General features: G+C 59.2%; 14 protein-coding genes. 10 read left to right on the plus strand and 4 right to left on the minus strand.

Translation table 11 applies throughout. From position 1 onward, the window contains the following. From ACMGFM_RS08635 to ACMGFM_RS08660, 6 genes are all read left to right on the plus strand, one after another. A complete protein-coding gene (locus tag ACMGFM_RS08635) occupies window positions 1–594 on the plus strand; it encodes a DUF7288 family protein (protein ID WP_436902081.1) in 594 nt (197 codons plus the stop codon). Next, complete coding sequence (locus tag ACMGFM_RS08640) at window positions 588–1,466, plus strand: DUF7261 family protein (RefSeq protein ID WP_436902082.1); 879 nt, start codon at window positions 588–590, stop codon at window positions 1,464–1,466. Before ACMGFM_RS08635 ends, ACMGFM_RS08640 begins: the two co-directional genes overlap by 7 nt. Next, window positions 1,463–1,906 carry a DUF7266 family protein gene (locus tag ACMGFM_RS08645; RefSeq protein ID WP_436902083.1) on the plus strand — a complete coding sequence of 148 codons (444 nt, stop codon included), beginning with the start codon at window positions 1,463–1,465 and terminating at the stop codon, window positions 1,904–1,906. Before ACMGFM_RS08640 ends, ACMGFM_RS08645 begins: the two co-directional genes overlap by 4 nt. After that, window positions 1,903–2,748, plus strand: coding sequence for a DUF7289 family protein (locus ACMGFM_RS08650; protein ID WP_436902084.1), 846 nt, complete (start codon window positions 1,903–1,905; stop codon window positions 2,746–2,748). Before ACMGFM_RS08645 ends, ACMGFM_RS08650 begins: the two co-directional genes overlap by 4 nt. Window positions 2,749–2,939: 191 nt before the next feature. Beyond that, window positions 2,940–8,504, plus strand: coding sequence for a DUF7289 family protein (locus tag ACMGFM_RS08655; RefSeq protein WP_436902086.1), 5,565 nt, complete (start codon window positions 2,940–2,942; stop codon window positions 8,502–8,504). A gap of 3 nt (window positions 8,505–8,507) precedes the next feature. After that, complete coding sequence (locus tag ACMGFM_RS08660; RefSeq protein ID WP_436902088.1) at window positions 8,508–10,223, plus strand: outer membrane protein assembly factor BamB family protein; 1,716 nt, start codon at window positions 8,508–8,510, stop codon at window positions 10,221–10,223. On the opposite strand, the gene ACMGFM_RS08665 is transcribed toward ACMGFM_RS08660, so the two are convergent. Continuing rightward, the gene (locus ACMGFM_RS08665; RefSeq protein ID WP_436902089.1) at window positions 10,185–10,928 is read right to left on the minus strand and encodes a J domain-containing protein; all 744 of its coding nucleotides are present in this window, start codon (window positions 10,926–10,928) and stop codon (window positions 10,185–10,187) included. The genes ACMGFM_RS08660 and ACMGFM_RS08665 overlap by 39 nt on opposite strands. Before the next feature lie 103 nt (window positions 10,929–11,031). Between ACMGFM_RS08665 and ACMGFM_RS08670 the strand changes: the two genes are divergently transcribed. From ACMGFM_RS08670 to ACMGFM_RS08685, 4 genes are all read left to right on the plus strand, one after another. Beyond that, on the plus strand, window positions 11,032–12,063 hold the full coding sequence (locus ACMGFM_RS08670; protein WP_436902091.1) for a tyrosine--tRNA ligase: 1,032 nt from the start codon (window positions 11,032–11,034) through the stop codon (window positions 12,061–12,063). Beyond that, window positions 12,063–12,719 carry a class I SAM-dependent methyltransferase gene (locus ACMGFM_RS08675; RefSeq protein WP_436902092.1) on the plus strand — a complete coding sequence of 219 codons (657 nt, stop codon included), beginning with the start codon at window positions 12,063–12,065 and terminating at the stop codon, window positions 12,717–12,719. The genes ACMGFM_RS08670 and ACMGFM_RS08675 overlap by 1 nt, the downstream gene beginning before the upstream one ends. A 77-nt stretch (window positions 12,720–12,796) precedes the next feature. Next, a complete protein-coding gene (locus ACMGFM_RS08680) occupies window positions 12,797–13,003 on the plus strand; it encodes a hypothetical protein (RefSeq protein ID WP_436902093.1) in 207 nt (68 codons plus the stop codon). Next, window positions 13,000–13,671, plus strand: coding sequence for an O-methyltransferase (locus ACMGFM_RS08685; protein WP_436902094.1), 672 nt, complete (start codon window positions 13,000–13,002; stop codon window positions 13,669–13,671). The genes ACMGFM_RS08680 and ACMGFM_RS08685 overlap by 4 nt, the downstream gene beginning before the upstream one ends. On the opposite strand, the gene ACMGFM_RS08690 is transcribed toward ACMGFM_RS08685, so the two are convergent. From ACMGFM_RS08690 to pyrG, 3 genes are read right to left on the minus strand one after another with little or no spacing between them, the layout of a single operon-like run. Beyond that, window positions 13,672–13,983, minus strand: a complete 312-nt coding sequence (locus tag ACMGFM_RS08690) for a DUF7126 family protein (RefSeq protein ID WP_436902095.1) — start codon at window positions 13,981–13,983, stop codon at window positions 13,672–13,674. A 1-nt stretch (window position 13,984) separates the two neighbouring features. Continuing rightward, a complete protein-coding gene (guaA, locus tag ACMGFM_RS08695; RefSeq protein ID WP_436902096.1) occupies window positions 13,985–14,902 on the minus strand; it encodes a glutamine-hydrolyzing GMP synthase in 918 nt (305 codons plus the stop codon). Further along, a complete protein-coding gene (gene pyrG / locus ACMGFM_RS08700; RefSeq protein WP_436902097.1) occupies window positions 14,902–16,533 on the minus strand; it encodes a glutamine hydrolyzing CTP synthase in 1,632 nt (543 codons plus the stop codon). The genes guaA and pyrG overlap by 1 nt, the downstream gene beginning before the upstream one ends. Between the last annotated feature and the right edge of the window lie 85 nt (window positions 16,534–16,618).

Consider the following 16,618-nt stretch of genomic DNA (forward strand, 5'->3'; position numbering starts at 1 on the left):
ATGCAACCGATGGAACACGACAGACGGGGACAAGCGTACGCTCTGGAAGGGATTATTGGTGCGATTATCGTCATCTCGGCGCTGGTACTGGGACTGCAAGCAGTCGATATCGCGCCGTGGACCGGCAACCAGGAGTTCGGTAGTTCCGAAACCCGAGCCGAGGTTACAGATACGCTGGCCGTGGCCGAAGACGTTGGTGCATTACAGACGGCAGTGACATGTGTCGACGCTGACGGCAACCCTCATCCAGAGGTCGCGGCAGCCGACGCTAACGTAACCGAGTTCGGACCGGTGTTGAATCAAACACTCAAAGGCCAGTACACCTACCGGATTAGTATCACGTATCCCACAGCCAGCGGGTACGAAAGCAAGCAGATCGGGCCACGACCGCCGCTGGCAGATGTCGACACAGTGAGCGCGTCGCGGTATCTCACGCTGTCGGAGACCGACCCGGTCTACGAGGTCGAAGACGGACGGTGTCGACAGGTCGGGACCCTCGGTGAGGACGATGACGATATCTACCTCGATGACCAGAATCCGTCGAGTGACGAGCACGTCTATGCGATTGTCAGGGTCAGGGTGGTCGCATGGTGAACAGTCACCGCGAGCGGGGGCAGTTAGTCCTGATCGCAGCCATCCTGGTTGCGACAGCTATTCTCGGGGCAGTCGTGTTGTTGAATGCCGTCCACTCCTCGCCGAACGTGAAGGCACAGAGTGACGCCCAGAGCCTCTCGGACACAGAACAGATGACTGAACAACTCCACCACCACGTCCGGAAGCTGTTCTTTGCCACGAGTACGGGCGATGGGGAGAAACAACAGCCGTACGCCGAGATTGGAGCGCTTGGGCCAAACGTCACGGCGTACAACGCACAGTTGGGGACGTTTGTTTCCAGAGAGAAACCAGTAGTTACCAACGTCACATACCTCGGCGGTGCGGAGGGTGACTTCGTCGCCGGGTCAATCCCGAGCCTCGTTCCGGAACAGGTGATTGACGATGCCGAGTCAATCCCATACCTGCGGGTCAACGCCTCAGATTCACAGCAACCGGTCGAAATCGATATCACTGGCTCCGGCGGGACAAACAAGCGAGTTGTACTCGATGGGGCGAATACAGAATATGGAGAAACCGGGAGTCTCCAGGACTGTTCGCTGTCTCCCGGGCGGGCAACGCTCATATTGACCCATGGGAGTGGTGAGATTCGCGGCGCTACTGGTGGCCTGTGTCAGTTCACGCTGTACGAACGCGGCGAACTCGACACCTATACTATCGAGATCGGCGGCACCGGGACTGGCGACGGTACGTTCAACGTCAGCGGTGTTCGCGACGGCAGCGACGTCGCTGAGCCTGGGTTCGCAGTCCGCGAGCGAAACGTCATCGTTAACCCGACGGTCGAAATCTCCTATCAGACGCCGAGTGTTGCCTACGAGAGCGAGTATACACTGTTCACGGGGGCCGACGAATGAACGGAGACACGCGCGCAGTATCAGTCGCAATCACGCACGCACTGACAGTCGCTATCTCGACGGTATTAGTCTCTGGACTCATCATCGGTGCGGGAACGTTGCTCGAATCGCAACAGCAAAACGTCGGTGAGCAGCAACTCCGGGAAATCGGAAGTGACGCCGCGAGCTATATCAATACCTTCGACCGACTGAACGCAACCGGCGATAATGTCAATGTCTCGGTCAAGCCCGAGTATCCCGAGCGAATCGCCGGGTCGTTCCGGTACACGATACAGCTCAACAACGACAGTCTCGTGGTGCGGTCTACGCAGTTGGGCCGCTCAGTGGAGTTTCCGATAGAGACAGAGACAGAGATTGGCCCGTCCGGTATCAGCGGTGCAGACGCCGAAATCAACCTCTGTGAGGGCGAAGAAATCAAACTGGGGGAGTGTGACATATGAGCAGACGAACTGACAGTAGCCGCGGGGTGTCCGATGTGGTGGCGTTCGTGCTCACCTTCTCGATTATCATCACCGGCGTCGGCGTCGTTTCGACGGGCGGCTTCGACCAACTCACCGAGTTTACCGCCGACCAGCAAGTTGACAACGGCGAACGTGGGATGGAGGCGGCGGCCGTTGCCGTCGATGACGTTCACCGGAGTAACGACACCTACCGCGAGTTCGACCTCTCACTGAGCGGCGGGAATATCTGGTTCAACGAGACAGCGTTGACACTCAAGACACCGACCGGAGACCCCAATCTCACGGAGCTTGGTGGGACAAGCAACAAGGCTCGAATCGAACTCAACGCACTCGAACACCGGTTCGACCTCAGCGATGAGACAGTGAATATTGCCTACGAAGGCGGCGGTGTCTTCCGCTCTGATACTGCTCGGGCGCGATACGAACCGGGAATCAAAGTCGACGGTGATACCGCAATCGTCTCGTTGGTCAACCTGACCACCGACGAGAGCATCGACCGCTCGGGAGCATACAGGCCCGATATCACGCTCGACCCAACCTCCGTTCCACAGCGCTCGCCGGTATCGACAGACCGACAATTTGTCAGCTTTAGCGCCAAATGGCAGGATCAAAAACGAGTCTACGAAACCAGTGCCGACGACCTCGAAATCGACGTTTCAGACACAGCCTATCCACGCCAGTGGGGATACTTCTTCGAGGAAATCGAATCTGGAAGTTGGGACAATACCAACAACGTCTACAGCTTCGGGCCAGATGTCGAAACCGTCGTTATCCGAGTGTCGACCATCGAACTGGCAATTCTCCCACGCCGGACACTGTGACATCGTGTTTGCACAGTACCGCAGCCACCGGGAGTTGAAGCGATATGTGCTAACGACTCCCACAAATTTTCGCAAATATCAGAAGTGAAATCAACAGATGGAGGGCAGGTCTTTCGACCAGAGGGGGTAATAAACAAAACTGAAACCAGACAATGTATTTTTAAATACCAGTTGCATTGTATCCTGTAACAATGGGGTTAGTTACGGGACAGACAGACAATCGTGGCATCTCTGAGATATACGGGACAGTTCTGATTTTCGCGCTCGTATTCGTGACGGCTGTCGCGCTCGTTGGTGTGGGGTTCTTTGTGTTAAATGATACGACAACCAGCGCAAACGACCGTCTAGCACAGGATTCGGTGCTCGAACTCGACGACCGGTTGAGCAGTTTGAACGATGACGAGGTCGGAAACTCGGTAACGTGGGAGGTTCCGCAGGGGACTGCAGAGGATTTTGAGGCCGACGGTGACAAGGGGACGATCAACGTGACCGCACGGACAAACGACACCTACTGGACGGCCAGCCGTAGGGTAGACGGGGGGTTAGTCGACGCGGCCACACAGTTCAACTCCGAAAAGATTACCCTCGGGACAATCACACACGAAGGACAGGATGGCGTGTTGACCGTCTACCAGGGCGGGGGGGTCTTAGAGGTGCAGGATGGGTCGGTAACAGTACTACGAGAACCAGATGTCTCGGTCACTGACGGCCACCTCGTGCTTGATTTCGTAAATATCTCTTCGGTCAGTGCAATTGACAGCAGCGAGATAGAGGCGACCCGGGGAGACGACACAGCAGCTACACAAATCCAAACGCTCGTCAACCAGGCGATGCAGCGCGACGGCGAGGTAGTGGCACCAGCGGACATAAATATGACCGTGACGAGTCGGTTCGCAGACGCCTGGGGGAAACTTATCAGACAGAGCGTCGATGGCCGGTCGATAACGGTCTGGAATAGCGACGACTTGGCCGAACTTGACGACGATCAAGTGCGAATTGGCTTCGGTGAGTTCGGCGACGGAATCGACCTCCCGTCGCGGTCAGACCCCTACGGCACTGACGTGATTTACACTGGCATCGCCGACCTTGCGCCCGAGTTATACGACGACGCAATCGGGGAGATTGACCAAGACGGCGATGGCTTCGAGGTTATAGACCCACCCAACAGCAACGACTACACCGTCGGGTTGCGGTACGACGCCGGCGGCGGACCAAACTGGTGGGAGTGGGACCCATCCGTGGGACAGTGGGTGAACATCGAAGACCCGACCGCGAGCAATCTCGCCCCGACTGCGCCCGACGCGGTGACCAGCGTGAGCGGAGATGCATTCGAGATTTCCGACGAGGCATGGACCTGTGTCGTCAAAGACAGCGCGCTCCGAGACCACGTCGACAAAAGCGACGAAGGTTGTTTGGTCGACCCTGTCAGCGTCGACAATCCGGACGACAGCGTCGGTGAGTTCCGTCCGCTGCTCGAAATCACCGACCTAGACGTCACCGGCCCGGGCGACCGACAGCTCGATTTCGGGGCGGAGCAACTGCAGGTCGACGTGGAGGTTACAAACAGCGGCACTGCAGCGGCAGACGACGGTGAACCGGTCGGCGTGTTGATTGACCCGACAACACGAAACGCCTGGGTCGGCAACGGAACCCGATTAAAGGGAAGCGACTCGCTTGCGCGTGGCGCCACTCGTGAGTTCTCGTTCACATACACGCCAACGTTTGTCGGTGAAAAATTCACCGTGGGCGCCGGAACACCCGACGACTCGCGGTTCGGTGGGGGGCAGTGGGAAGTGGTGAAGACACCCAACGCCGAAGACTTCGAGATTCAGTCCGTTAGCGTACTCAACGGTCCTGTCGTAGAGGGCGATACGCTCGAACTCGATGTTCGGGTCTACAACAACGGCAGCAGCGTCGACACGCAGGACGTGATTGTCTCGAACGCCGCGGGACCGCAGGCCACCGAAGAGTACACCATCAGCCCTGGCGATACAGAGAAGAAAGAAATCGAGTGGGACACCGAGGTGGGAGACGGAACGCCCGGACCGACGACTATCAACATCACGACGCTGACTGATGAAACGTCCCAACAGGTCAACGTCCAGCCAGCGAGTACCACCTTCGCGAACTTCCAGATCCAAGACGTCGACATTGATACGAGCGTCGAGGAAGGAAACGACCTCGATGCGGAGGTCAAAATCGAAAATATTGGCGGCGACGACGGCACGCGAACGATTCGACTCCGCGACCAGAGCAACGTCATTCGCGCGACAGTCAACGACCTGTCGCTGAACAGCGGTCAGACGACCACACTCGGTACGACTGGACCGCCGTTGACCTGGGAGACGGAACTCGGCGACGCCGGCGTCTACGACCTCACAATCGAGACTGACGACGATTCGAACACGACGACAGGCGTCCAAGTGACACCGCCGCCTGGGGCGAACAGCTTCAACGTCTCGATCGACGAGAGCGGCCTCAACAACGTGATCGCAGGCGACGCGCTCGACGTCCCGGTCGATATCGAGTACAACGGCGGTGGCACCCGGACCGAGAGCGTCTGGCTCGCGAACTTCGACGGCAAACCGGTTGACGCAAAATCAGTGACGCTCACGAGCGGCGAATCAGTCCAGAAGACACTGACCTGGGATACCGAGGCCGGCGACGGGCAGGAGGATCCTGGGACGATTACGGCAAACAGCGTTAGCGATACAGACAGTGCCAGCGTTGAAGTCCGTCCCGAAGATGAGGCTGGACCGAGTTACAGTATCGCGTCGTTCACCACAAACAGTTCGACGGCGTCGGACGGATCACCTCCTGCAGATCCGACCGTCGAAGGTGAGAACTTGGAGATTTCCGTCGACATCGAGAACAGTGGCGGCGTGCTCGGGACCGAAAACGTGGTCGTCGAGTACGTTCCGGAGGACCGCCCAATCGCGACGACGGAGGTCAGCGTCCCAAGCGGCGGGAGCACAACGGTTGACCTCACCTGGGAGACAGTAATTGGCGACAACACGACGACCGAGGCGAACCCCACCAACGCCGAAAATATTACCATCGAGATTGATGGAAACACCGCGAGTGATGAGATATTTATCGACGAACGGACGACGACACGGGATCCGGTCGACGTGATGTTCGCAATCGACGAATCTGGATCGATGGGGACGGTCAAGCCGAATTACGGCGGTGATTCTTGGCTCCTTCCCCCGACAAGAGCAGCACTCACAGGAACCGGTGAAGTGCCAGGTGCGTACGACTTCGGCTCCGAAGTAATCCAGTACGGTACGGAGTTCTGGTACGTGGTTGAAAACGTGGACAGCCGATTCGACGACGGTGAGATCCTCAATCCTGGAGAGACATTTTCGAGCGGCTACGATGACTACGACGATGTCTGGGCTGGAAAGATTCTGACGAACGAGCGAACAGTGCCCGAAAACGCGGATATGTGGTATGTGCTCCCCGAAGAGGACGGCGAACTCAATGGAGTTGTGCGTGATGGGGCGTATGAGGACGACGAATATAGACGACCGGATGGCGACTTCTACGTCTCCGGACAAACGGTTGATCCGTCGGACTACGATGGAGAGGCGTACGTCGTCGAGTTGACTACTGACAGCTGTGAGTCACTGTGTTTCGACGGGGATGGAAGCCGGTATGATGCCGTACTTGCGGCACTGTCCAGCCTCGAAGATGGAATTGGCGACAGAGCTGGACTGTTGGAATTCAATACGAACAAGAACGTATATCAGCCGATTACCGACAGCCTCAGCACTGTCGAGGAGTCGCTCCGAATCAACCCTGGCGGTGGGACTGATATTACCGGTGCAGTATTCGAGTCCCAACAACAACTGAACAGCAATGATGAGGGGAACAAGAAAAATATCGTTCTCCTCACCGATGGTCAGCACACAGCTACCAGCCTCAACCCGCCACCAGACGAGCGAGCAGACGAGATTGACGACGACGTCACCGTGTACGTTGTCGGGTTTGGAAATGCAGATACCAGCGAAGGTGGTGAACTTGACGCTCTCGCAGACGCAGGTACCGGCGAAGGCGAACTGTTTGACGGTAACGAAGACTCGTTAGAGGACATCTTTGCGGACATCGGTGATGAACTGAGCGAACCCGACCTCCCGAGCGTGCAGGTGTCGACAGATGACAGCTACACTGTCGAGGAGGGCAACACGCTGAGCGTTCCAGTCGGCGTCGAGAACACTGGCGAGGCGGGCGAGCAGATTATCACGCTGACGGATATCTACGGCAACATCGTCGACAGTACGACCGTCTCACTATCCGCCGGCGAGACAATCGACGCGAGCGACTCCGGCGCTCCGGTGCTCAATTGGACCGCTGACCTGCAGGGCAGCGACACGCCACCAAAGAGTGGCGAACTACTCGTCCGAACGCCGGACAGCGAAGCGACGCCGGACGTGACGGTCACCACCGGACCACCGTCAGACTTCACGGTCTATATCCAGAATGTGACGCCGGCGGACCCACAGGCGACCGACGAAATCGAAGTGGAAGTTGCTATCGAAAATCTCGGAGATGGTGGGGACACGCAGACCGTGCTTATGCGTGACGACGACGGGAATCCAGTTGACGTCAAAACGGTCAGCCTCTCAGGCGAGGATGGCCCCAACGACAGGACGACAGCGGTCTTCCGCTGGCAGACTCGCTCCAGCGACGCGGGCACCGGCAAGACCATCACTGTCCAAAGCGAGGATAACGGCGCCACGGAAACGTTCGACATCGACGACGCACCGGGAACGAATGACGAGTTTACCGTGGACGTAATGGCAGTAAACGACCCGATTACCGCAGGAGACGCGCTGGAGGTCCAAATTCAGGCCGAAAACGTCGGCAGCGACGCCGGCAAACGGTTCGTCGAACTGCTTGATTTCAACAACCGAACGGTCGACCTGACCGAAACCAGCGAACTGAGTCCGGGCGGGACGGAGACGTTCAACCTGACCTGGAACACCGAAATCGGCGACGGCAACACCGACGACATCTACGTGGTGAGCCGTGACGATGAAGTCGGCCAGGAGGTCGAAGTCAAGCCCGTCACGGGTCCGAACTCGACGTTTGAGGTGACCAGCGCGACGACGCTCACCGACCCGGTCACCGCTGGCGACGATGTCGAAGTTGAAACCACAATCGAGAACACCGGCACTGACGCTGACACGCAGTTCGTCGAGGCAGAGTTCAACGGGCTAACCAAGACTGAGAAAATTACCGTTGGACCATCGTCATCGCAGACGGTCACGTTCAAATTTGGCACGGCCAGCGGTGTCGTCAACTCCCCGACGACGTTCGACGTCGAGGTGCAGACCGAAGACGATAACGAGACAACGCCGGTCACGATCGAACCAGCAAGCGGTGACGTGCTGACTGTCGATATCCTGAGCACGAGTGGCCCCGTCGAAGCCGGCGAAAAACTCGACGTGACTGTCGAGGTAGACGGTCTCAACGCAAAGAGTACACTCTCGCTGGAAACGCCGTACGGGAGCGTGCTTCGACCGGCTGACGTCGAAAGTATCACAAGTGATGGAACGTACACGATCACGTGGTCGACGCTTGTCGGACAGGGTAACTCCGACCCACAGGAAATTGTCGCCCGCGTCGAGGGCGTGACCGACACAGCGCAGGTGACTGTCGAAGAAGCACCCGAGGGTGATATCGTCGCGCCCGGAACCGGGCCAGACGCGAGCCCTGTTGGAATTGACATCGACGAGATCAATATGGACTAAGCCATGCGACAGAACATCTCTCGCCGCACCGTGCTCAGGTCGGGAATCGCTGCCGGGCTAGTGGCCGTCGCCGGAACTGGCCACGCGCAGGCACAGGATAGCGAACCCTCACCAGCGGAGTGGCCACAGTACGGGCGCGACAGCGGGAACACGGGGGCGAACCCCGATGCGTCCGGCCCATCTGGGGACAGTCAGCCAACGGCGTTGTGGTCACATCCAATCGCAGCCGACCAGCCACTTTCGTCGCCAATCGTGACCGGCAACAACGCGATTTTTACGACAGGGAGTCTGGTGGTCGCAGTTAATATCGAGACCGGAGCTGTCAGCTGGGAATACGAAGCCGAGAGCCCTCTCTACGGGCCGCCAGCAACTGTCGCAACAGATTTCATCGGCAATGAGGTGTACGTTGGAACTGCAACAGGAGCGGTGGTTGCTATTTCGACTGCGACTGGAAACGAGCTGTGGCGCCACGAGACTAAAAACAGTTCTCTGACGCGGTCAGCGCCGCTAGTGGCGCGAGGAGAACAGCTGTATGTCACCGGACGGACGACACTCAGCGCAGTGAGCAGTACTGAACAACAGAGACAGTGGTCACTGTCACAGGGTGCAACCACAACACCCGCCGTCGGGACACAATCGGTATGGAGCGGGACGACTGCCGGGATTGTCGGCCTTAGCTCGAAGTGGGACCAACAGGACCGGAAGAGTGGAAGTGTGTTCCAGCAGGAGATGGGCAGCCAGTATCTGACACAGGATGCCCGAGGTGCCTGGAGCGAACAGAAGACACCCACAGTTGCGAACGGACAGGTGTTCGTTCCAAGTGCAGGGGTTACCAGCATTAATACAGAGACTGGAGTGATTAACTGGCACTTCGACGATGAGAGCATGGTAACTGCGTCCCCAGCAGTAACCGATGGAACGGTGTACTTTGCGAGTGGGACCGAAATTACAGATATTCCCGAAAGTCGGGCGGCAAACGCCGGAACAGTCTACGCAGTCCCTGTGGACCAGCCAGAGGCCGAGATTACACAGATTCGCACCGAGTTGCGCGACAAGCGAACTGAACTGGCTGCGTTACTTGACGATTCGGGGGGGGTTCAATCAATCGAAGATAACCCAGAAGCCGAGCAGCTCAGAGAGGAAATCCAAGAACTGGAGCAGCGACTGCGCGAGCAGCGCACTATCGGCCGAGAAGCTGCCGCGTGGACCGCCGATGTCGATGGCCCTGTGAACACTGCGCTCGCGGTGACCAGCGATACCGTGTACGTCACGACGGACAGCGGTACCGTCTATGCCCTTGATACGTCCAACGGTACTGAACAGTGGCAGTACAGTCTCTTCGAGCAAGGGAGCAAGCGCGCCGCGGTGAGCGACCCGGTTGTCGCCGGCGACCGGTTGTACGTCGCCAGCCGAGAAACTGGCCTCGTTGCCCTTGGCGCGAGTTCGGGGACAGGGACAGACGGGGGCGACGGGAGCGACGACGACGAGACAGACCCAAGTCAAGACAACTCAGATGATAGCCAGTCGAGCGACGACGGAGACAGTGGCACGTCCGAGCCAACCGAGAGCACATCGAGCGACGATGGAGACAGCGAGAGCAGCGACGGCTCCGGTCCCGGATTCGGGCTCCCGGCCGGACTCGCCGCGCTTGGCGGCGCTGGCTATCTCCTCAACCGGCGGTCAGGAGACCTCAGTGAGGATGTGGAGAAAGGAGAGTAGGAGGACAACAGCGACGATCAACACCGAGAACAGCCCTGTCGCAACCGTTCCCATGGGGTTGGCGTCGACGCGGCTAAGCAGGGAGCCACTGGTTGCGAGCGCGCTCGTGAGCAGCACAAAGTGAATGAAAAGCCACGGCCCAATCGAGCGGACCGCCTCCAGTACTGACGTCTGCGAGGCGGTCCGTCGAGTCGTCTGGGTGCGCTGGTAGGCGTCAGGTGCGCGCTGCCAGGGTCTGTCGTAGCCGCCGTCTGCGCGGGAGTGTTGGCGCCCATTCCAGCGTCGCTGGCGGCGGGAGGTCGTTGTCTGGGACTCCGTACTCTGCTGAGCGTCACGCTGTTGGCCGGACGAGTTGGTCGTGCTGGTTGTGCCAGCGTCGGTGTGTGTCGTCGACGTCGACCACGCTGGCCCAGTGGTCTGTGTGGACGTGTTCGTGGTGCGCGCGTCTTCCACAGCCGCCCAGACCGAGGTGTCGACGTGCTGGTCCACGTAGTTCGCGTGGCCCAGTCGGTCGTAGGTTTTGCGTTCGTCAGCGTCGAGTAACACATCACGTGCGGTCGTCAACCGCTTGAAGCGCTCGCCGGCCGCCGGGTCGTCGCTCACATCCGGATGACACTCCTTGACCGCCCGACGATAGGCACGGCGAACCGTCCCATCGTCGGCGTCAGGGCTCACTTCCAGGATTGTATAGAAGGTCTCCCCCATTGACTACTCCACAGTATGCGGTGGGGAATAAAATAGTTGTCCTGTCTGTGGGCCCAACGGCGGCAAACACACCTTTTATTCCAGCGCGGGCGGATGGAGAGGTATGGACGCACAACGCCGGTACGACCTCGTGACCCGCTACACACAGGAGGTCGTCACCGACGAGGAACTGGAGACACTGCTCGAGGACTCCCCGACGGCGTACATCGGGTACGCGCCAACCGGCGAGATGCATATCGGTCATTTCACGACGATGCGGAAACTGGCCGACTTCCTGCGAGCCGATATCGAGGTCACAGTACTGATCGCAGACCTGCACGCCCACCTCGACAGCGAAAAGAGCCCGTGGGACCTGCTCGACGCCCGGAGCGAGTACTACGAGGAAGCAATCCGTGGGATGATCGAAGCGACCGGCGCCGACCCCGAACAGATTACATTCGTCCGCGGCCGGGAGTTCCAGTTGGACGAGGAGTACACGATGGACATGTACCGGATGGCTGCCGAAACGACCGTCTCACGGGCGCAACGGGCCGGCAGTGAAGTGGTCCGAGAGAGCGAGAGCCCGAATCTTGGCGGGCTGATCTACTCGCTGATGCAGAGTCTTGACGTGAAAGCCCTGGACGCTGATATTGCCTACGGCGGCATCGACCAGCGCGGCATCTACATGCTCGGCCGCGAACTCCTGCCAGACCACGGCCACGACGCGCCGGTCTGTCTGTTCGCGCCGCTGCTGTCGGGACTCTCTGGTGGGAAGATGAGTGCCTCCCAAGAATCCTCGAAGGTCAGCCTGACCGACTCGCCCGAGGCAGTCGAAGAGAAAATCAACGACGCGTACTGCCCGATGGGCGAAGTCGAGGACAACGGCGTGCTCGAATACATGGAGTATCTGGTCTTCCCGATTCTCGACGAGCGCGGCGAGGACTTCGTCGTCGAACGACCTGACGAGTACGGCGGTAACCTCGTCTACGAGAGCTACGCGGAACTGGAGGACGATTTCGTTTCCGAGGACCTCCATCCGGCAGACCTGAAAGGGTCGGCGGCACGGACCATCTCCGAGGTCATCGACCCGGTTCGCGAGCGCCTGACCGACCAGCCCGAACTGCTCGCTGAGGCCTACCCCGAGCGCTACGACTGATGGACTCCCCAGACCCGGACCCCGAACGGCTCCGGGCGGTCTACGACGAGATTGCCGAGCATTTCGACAAGACACGGGCCTACCCGTGGCCGGAAGTCGAGGAGTTTTTGAACGGTTCTGCGGGAGAGTGGGCGCTCGACATTGGCTGTGGGAACGGTCGGCACACGGCGCTGCTGGCGGAGTGTGCCAACCACGCCGTTGGCCTCGATATCAGCCGTGGGTTACTGGAAACAGCCCGAGAACGGATGGTTGAGGACGGCTGGGAGGGCGAACTCGTGCAGGGCGACAGCGCGAGACTGCCGATGGCCTCGAATCAGGTTGACCTTGCGCTGTACGTCGCAACACTGCATCACCTGCCCGAGCGCGAGGGCCGCGTCCAGAGCCTCCGAGAACTGAAGCGGATACTCCGCGATGGGGGCCGAGCGCTCGTCAGTGCGTGGAGTACGGCTCACGACCGCTTCGAGAACTACGACGGGACGGAATCGGACGGCTTCGACACCACAGTCGACTGGACACTGCCGGGCGGCGAGACCCTCGGGCGATTTTATCACATCTACGCTCCCGACGAGTTCGAGGCTGACCTCCGCGCGAGCGGGTTGGTTATCGAGGAGTCGTTCGTTTCGAGTGGGAACTGTTATGCCGTCGTTCGCGACTGAAAACCGAATCGAGCGGCTGCGTTCTCAGATTGGGTAGCCAGCGAAACGCTCTCGACGCTCGCGGTCGAACGGCAAGTATGTCCACGACAATCGAGACGCCCGAAAACGACCAGGAGTGTGCGTACTGTGGCTGTGCGATTTTCGACCACGACCCAATCTGTGTGCGCGATTGCACTGACGATTGCGGGTCGCCAACGTACTACTGCAACCACGGCTGTCTGTCGGCACACATCGAGGAGGCAGGGCTGGCGACCGGCACAACCTGTGAGTGGTCACCAGAATGACGGCCGATGTCGTCCCCAGCGAAGTCGAACAGCTGGCAGGATTGCTGGGGCCAGAACCGGACGAAGTCATCGAGACGATGGATCACCACGCCGACGAGCAGGGGTTTCCAACGGTTGGACCTGAAGTTGGCGCGTGGCTGTCGGTACTTGCCCGGACAGCCGACGCCGACCGAATCTTCGAGTTTGGCTCTGGTTTTGGCTACTCTGCGTACTGGTTCGCCCGCGGGATGGCCGAGGACAGCCACGTTGTCCTCACAGAGATTGACGAGGATGAACTCGAACAGGCGCGGGAGTATTTCGAGCGGGCAGGAATTGCCGACCGTGCGAGCTTCGAGCACGGCGACGCAATCAAGATTGTCGAGCGCTACGACGGCCCCTTCGATATCGTGCTGGTCGACAACGAAAAACAGCGGTACAGAGAGGCCCTGCAGGCTGTCGAGTCGAAGCTTCGGCCGGGAAGTCTGGTTCTTGCAGACAACGCTATCACTGCTGGCGTGATCGACCGCGACGACGTAATTGCACTGCTGGCTGGCGAGTCTGTCGAGACGGCAACAGAGGCAAGTCGTGGTATCGCAGAATATCTCGACTATGTCCGCGACCACGACCGTCTCGACACCGCGTTGCTGCCTGCAGGAGAAGGTGTCGCCGTGAGCGTCGTCCGGGAGTGATTACAGCTCTGCAGCGACGTCTTCGGGGTCGAACAGGTCGGGGTCGAGGATGAGGTCGGCCTGTGCCAGCGCAAAGTCTGGGAGCGAGCCCGCAGCGTAGACAACGACCCGCAATTCGGGATTGAGGTCCTTGGCGACCGAAATCGAGGTGGCCTGTTCCATTTCGGTGAGCACGTACGCCGTTGCGTCGACGATGCCCGCCTCTTCGAGCGCTGGGCGGTTCGCGATATCGACACGAGCGACTGGGAAGCCCTCCGCCTCGATGGCGGTAGCGATATCGTTTGGGTCCTCGCCTGCGACGATTACACTCATCTTATTCGTACTCGATTGTCGCGGGTGGTTTGTGCGTCACGTCGTAGACGACGCGGGCCACGGTTTCGTTCTCGCCGGTGATTCGTGACTGAATGCGCTGGAGTGTCTCCCAGTCGATTTCCTGCGCACGAGCAGTCATCCCGTCGCGAGATTCCACAGAGCGAACCGAGACGACCCAGCCGTGCACTCGGTTGTCACCTTTGACACCAGTCGCTTTGCCGATGACTGCCGCCAGCGCCTGCCATGGGTCGTACTCTTCGAGTTCTTCTTCGACGACGTGGTTCGATTCCCGAGCGACTTCCAGTTTCTCCTCGGTAATCTCGCCGATGATTCGGACGGCAAGTCCGGGGCCGGGGAACGGCATCCGCTCGGAGATGATTTCCTCCAAATCGAGTTCACGAGCAACCTCGCGGACCTCGTCCTTGTAGAGGTCGCGCATCGGTTCGACAATCCCCTCGAAGTCGATATGTTCGGGGAGGCCGCCGACGTTGTGGTGGGATTTGATGGTTCCCTCGCTCTCGATTCTGTCGGGGTAGATCGTTCCCTGCACGAGATAGTCCGCGTCAACGTCGTTGGCAACCGTCTCGAACTCGCGGATGAATTGCTCGCCGATGACGTGGCGCTTCTCCTCGGGGTCGGTGACGCCGCCGAGTGCGTCGAGGAATCGGTCCTGAGCGTCGACAATGCGCAGCGAATCCATGTAGGAGAACGTGTCCCTGATCTCCTCTGTTTCGCCTTTGCGCATCAGGCCAGTGTCGACGTAGACTGGCGTGAGTTGGTCGCCAATAGCCTCGTAAGCGAGTGCGGCAGCGGTCGAGGAGTCGACGCCGCCGGAGAGTGCAATGATTGCGTTTTTGTCGCCGACTTCGGTGGCGATTTCGTCAAGTTTCTCTTCGATGAAGGAATCAACGTCGACCATCAGGTCTCACCCTCCTGCAGTGAGGTGACTGCGTCGAGAAACCCAACGAAGGGCGGACTGGCACGAGTCGGGCGCGAGCGGAACTCGGGGTGGAACTGCGTCCCGAAGAAGTACGGGTGGTCGGGAAGTTCGAGAATTTCCATACGTGGTCCTGCGGTCCCCGAGAAGACAAGTCCTGCGTCTTCGAGGTCGTCGATATAGTCGAGATTGACCTCGTACCGGTGGCGGTGTCGTTCCGTACACGTGGTCTCCTCGTAGAGGTCGTGGGCGAGCGTTCCGGGTTTGATCTCGGTATCGTAGGAGCCGAGTCGCATTGTTCCGCCCATATCGTCGAGGTCTTTCTGCTCTGGGAGGAGGTCGATAACAGGATGTGGCGTCTCTTTTTCGAGTTCGGCGGAGTGAGCACCCTCCAGTCCGAGGACGTTCCGAGCGTACTCGACGACGGCCATCTGGAAGCCAAGACAGAGACCGAGGAACGGAACGTCGTTCTCACGTGCGTACCGAATCGCCTCGATTTTGCCCTCTGTGCCACGGGAGCCGAAGCCACCGGGAACGACAATTCCGTCCACGTCGTCGAGTTTGCCGTCGTGGCCGTCGGCGAGGTCCTCGGCGTGAAGCCACTTGCGCTCGACGTTGACCTGCTTTTTTAGACCAGCGTGTTTCAGCGCCTCGTGAACGGAGATGTACGCGTCCTCCAGCCCGTATTTGCCGACGAGGGCAATTTTTACGGTGCCTTCCTTGTCGCGGGTGACGAGGTCACGCCACTTGGTGTCGCGCTCGCCTTCCGGCAAGGCTTGCTCGTCGAGTTCGAGATGCTCCATCACGTACTCGTCGAGGCCCTCGTCTTCGACCATCAGCGGGACGTGGTAAATGTCCTCGACGTCGGGATTCGAGAAGACGGCGTCGGTCGGCACGTCACAGAACAGTGCGATTTTCTCCTTGACATCTGGGTGGAGTTTGTCCTCACAACGGCCGACCAGAATGTCTGGCTGCAGGCCAATACTTCGGAGTTCCTTGACGCTGTGCTGAGTTGGCTTGGTCTTCTGCTCGCCGTTTTTCGAGTACGGAACGAGGGTGACGTGGGTAAAGAGAATATCTTCCTCGTCTTCCTCGTGAGCGAACTGGCGCAGGGCTTCGAGATAAGGCATCCCCTCGATGTCGCCGACGGTGCCGCCGACTTCGATGATACAGACGTCGCTGCCAGCGGCCGCTTCGCGGACTCGCCGCTTGATGCCGTCAGTAATGTGGGGGATAATCTGGACGGTCTTGCCCAGATAGTCACCGGCGCGTTCTTTCTCGATGACGTCCTGGTAGACCTTCCCGGTGGTGACGTTGTGGTCGAAGGTCATATCGATATCGAGGAATCGCTCGTAGTTGCCCAGGTCCAAGTCAACCTCGCCACCGTCTTTGAGGACGTACACTTCCCCGTGCTCGAAGGGGTTCATCGTTCCGGCGTCGACGTTGAGATACGGGTCGATTTTGACCGCGGTCACGTCGAACCCGGCGTTTGCGAGCAGTCGGCCTGTACTCGCGGCGGTGATTCCCTTGCCAAGCCCGGACATCACCCCGCCTGTTACGAAAATGAATTTCCGACCCAGCGTCGGGTCATATCCTGTGTCTGGTTCCGGCATACTGACCGTGTGCCGGGGACGGTCAAATTCCTTTCGGACCACCTTTTTTCGACTCGGGTTCGCTCCGCGAACCGCTCGTCGAAAA

Source organism: Halovenus halobia (assembly GCF_051414135.1).
Taxonomy (GTDB): domain Archaea; phylum Halobacteriota; class Halobacteria; order Halobacteriales; family Haloarculaceae; genus Halovenus; species Halovenus halobia.

Coding starts and splice junctions, on each gene's coding strand:
- ACMGFM_RS08635 (WP_436902081.1), top strand. CDS start 1: ATGCAACCGATGGAACACGACAGACGGGGACAAGCGTACGCTCTGGAA.
- ACMGFM_RS08640 (WP_436902082.1), top strand. CDS start 588: ATGGTGAACAGTCACCGCGAGCGGGGGCAGTTAGTCCTGATCGCAGCC.
- ACMGFM_RS08645 (WP_436902083.1), top strand. CDS start 1,463: ATGAACGGAGACACGCGCGCAGTATCAGTCGCAATCACGCACGCACTG.
- ACMGFM_RS08650 (WP_436902084.1), top strand. CDS start 1,903: ATGAGCAGACGAACTGACAGTAGCCGCGGGGTGTCCGATGTGGTGGCG.
- ACMGFM_RS08655 (WP_436902086.1), top strand. CDS start 2,940: ATGGGGTTAGTTACGGGACAGACAGACAATCGTGGCATCTCTGAGATA.
- ACMGFM_RS08660 (WP_436902088.1), top strand. CDS start 8,508: ATGCGACAGAACATCTCTCGCCGCACCGTGCTCAGGTCGGGAATCGCT.
- ACMGFM_RS08665 (WP_436902089.1), bottom strand. CDS start 10,928: ATGGGGGAGACCTTCTATACAATCCTGGAAGTGAGCCCTGACGCCGAC.
- ACMGFM_RS08670 (WP_436902091.1), top strand. CDS start 11,032: ATGGACGCACAACGCCGGTACGACCTCGTGACCCGCTACACACAGGAG.
- ACMGFM_RS08675 (WP_436902092.1), top strand. CDS start 12,063: ATGGACTCCCCAGACCCGGACCCCGAACGGCTCCGGGCGGTCTACGAC.
- ACMGFM_RS08680 (WP_436902093.1), top strand. CDS start 12,797: ATGTCCACGACAATCGAGACGCCCGAAAACGACCAGGAGTGTGCGTAC.
- ACMGFM_RS08685 (WP_436902094.1), top strand. CDS start 13,000: ATGACGGCCGATGTCGTCCCCAGCGAAGTCGAACAGCTGGCAGGATTG.
- ACMGFM_RS08690 (WP_436902095.1), bottom strand. CDS start 13,983: ATGAGTGTAATCGTCGCAGGCGAGGACCCAAACGATATCGCTACCGCC.
- guaA (WP_436902096.1), bottom strand. CDS start 14,902: ATGGTCGACGTTGATTCCTTCATCGAAGAGAAACTTGACGAAATCGCC.
- pyrG (WP_436902097.1), bottom strand. CDS start 16,533: ATGCCGGAACCAGACACAGGATATGACCCGACGCTGGGTCGGAAATTC.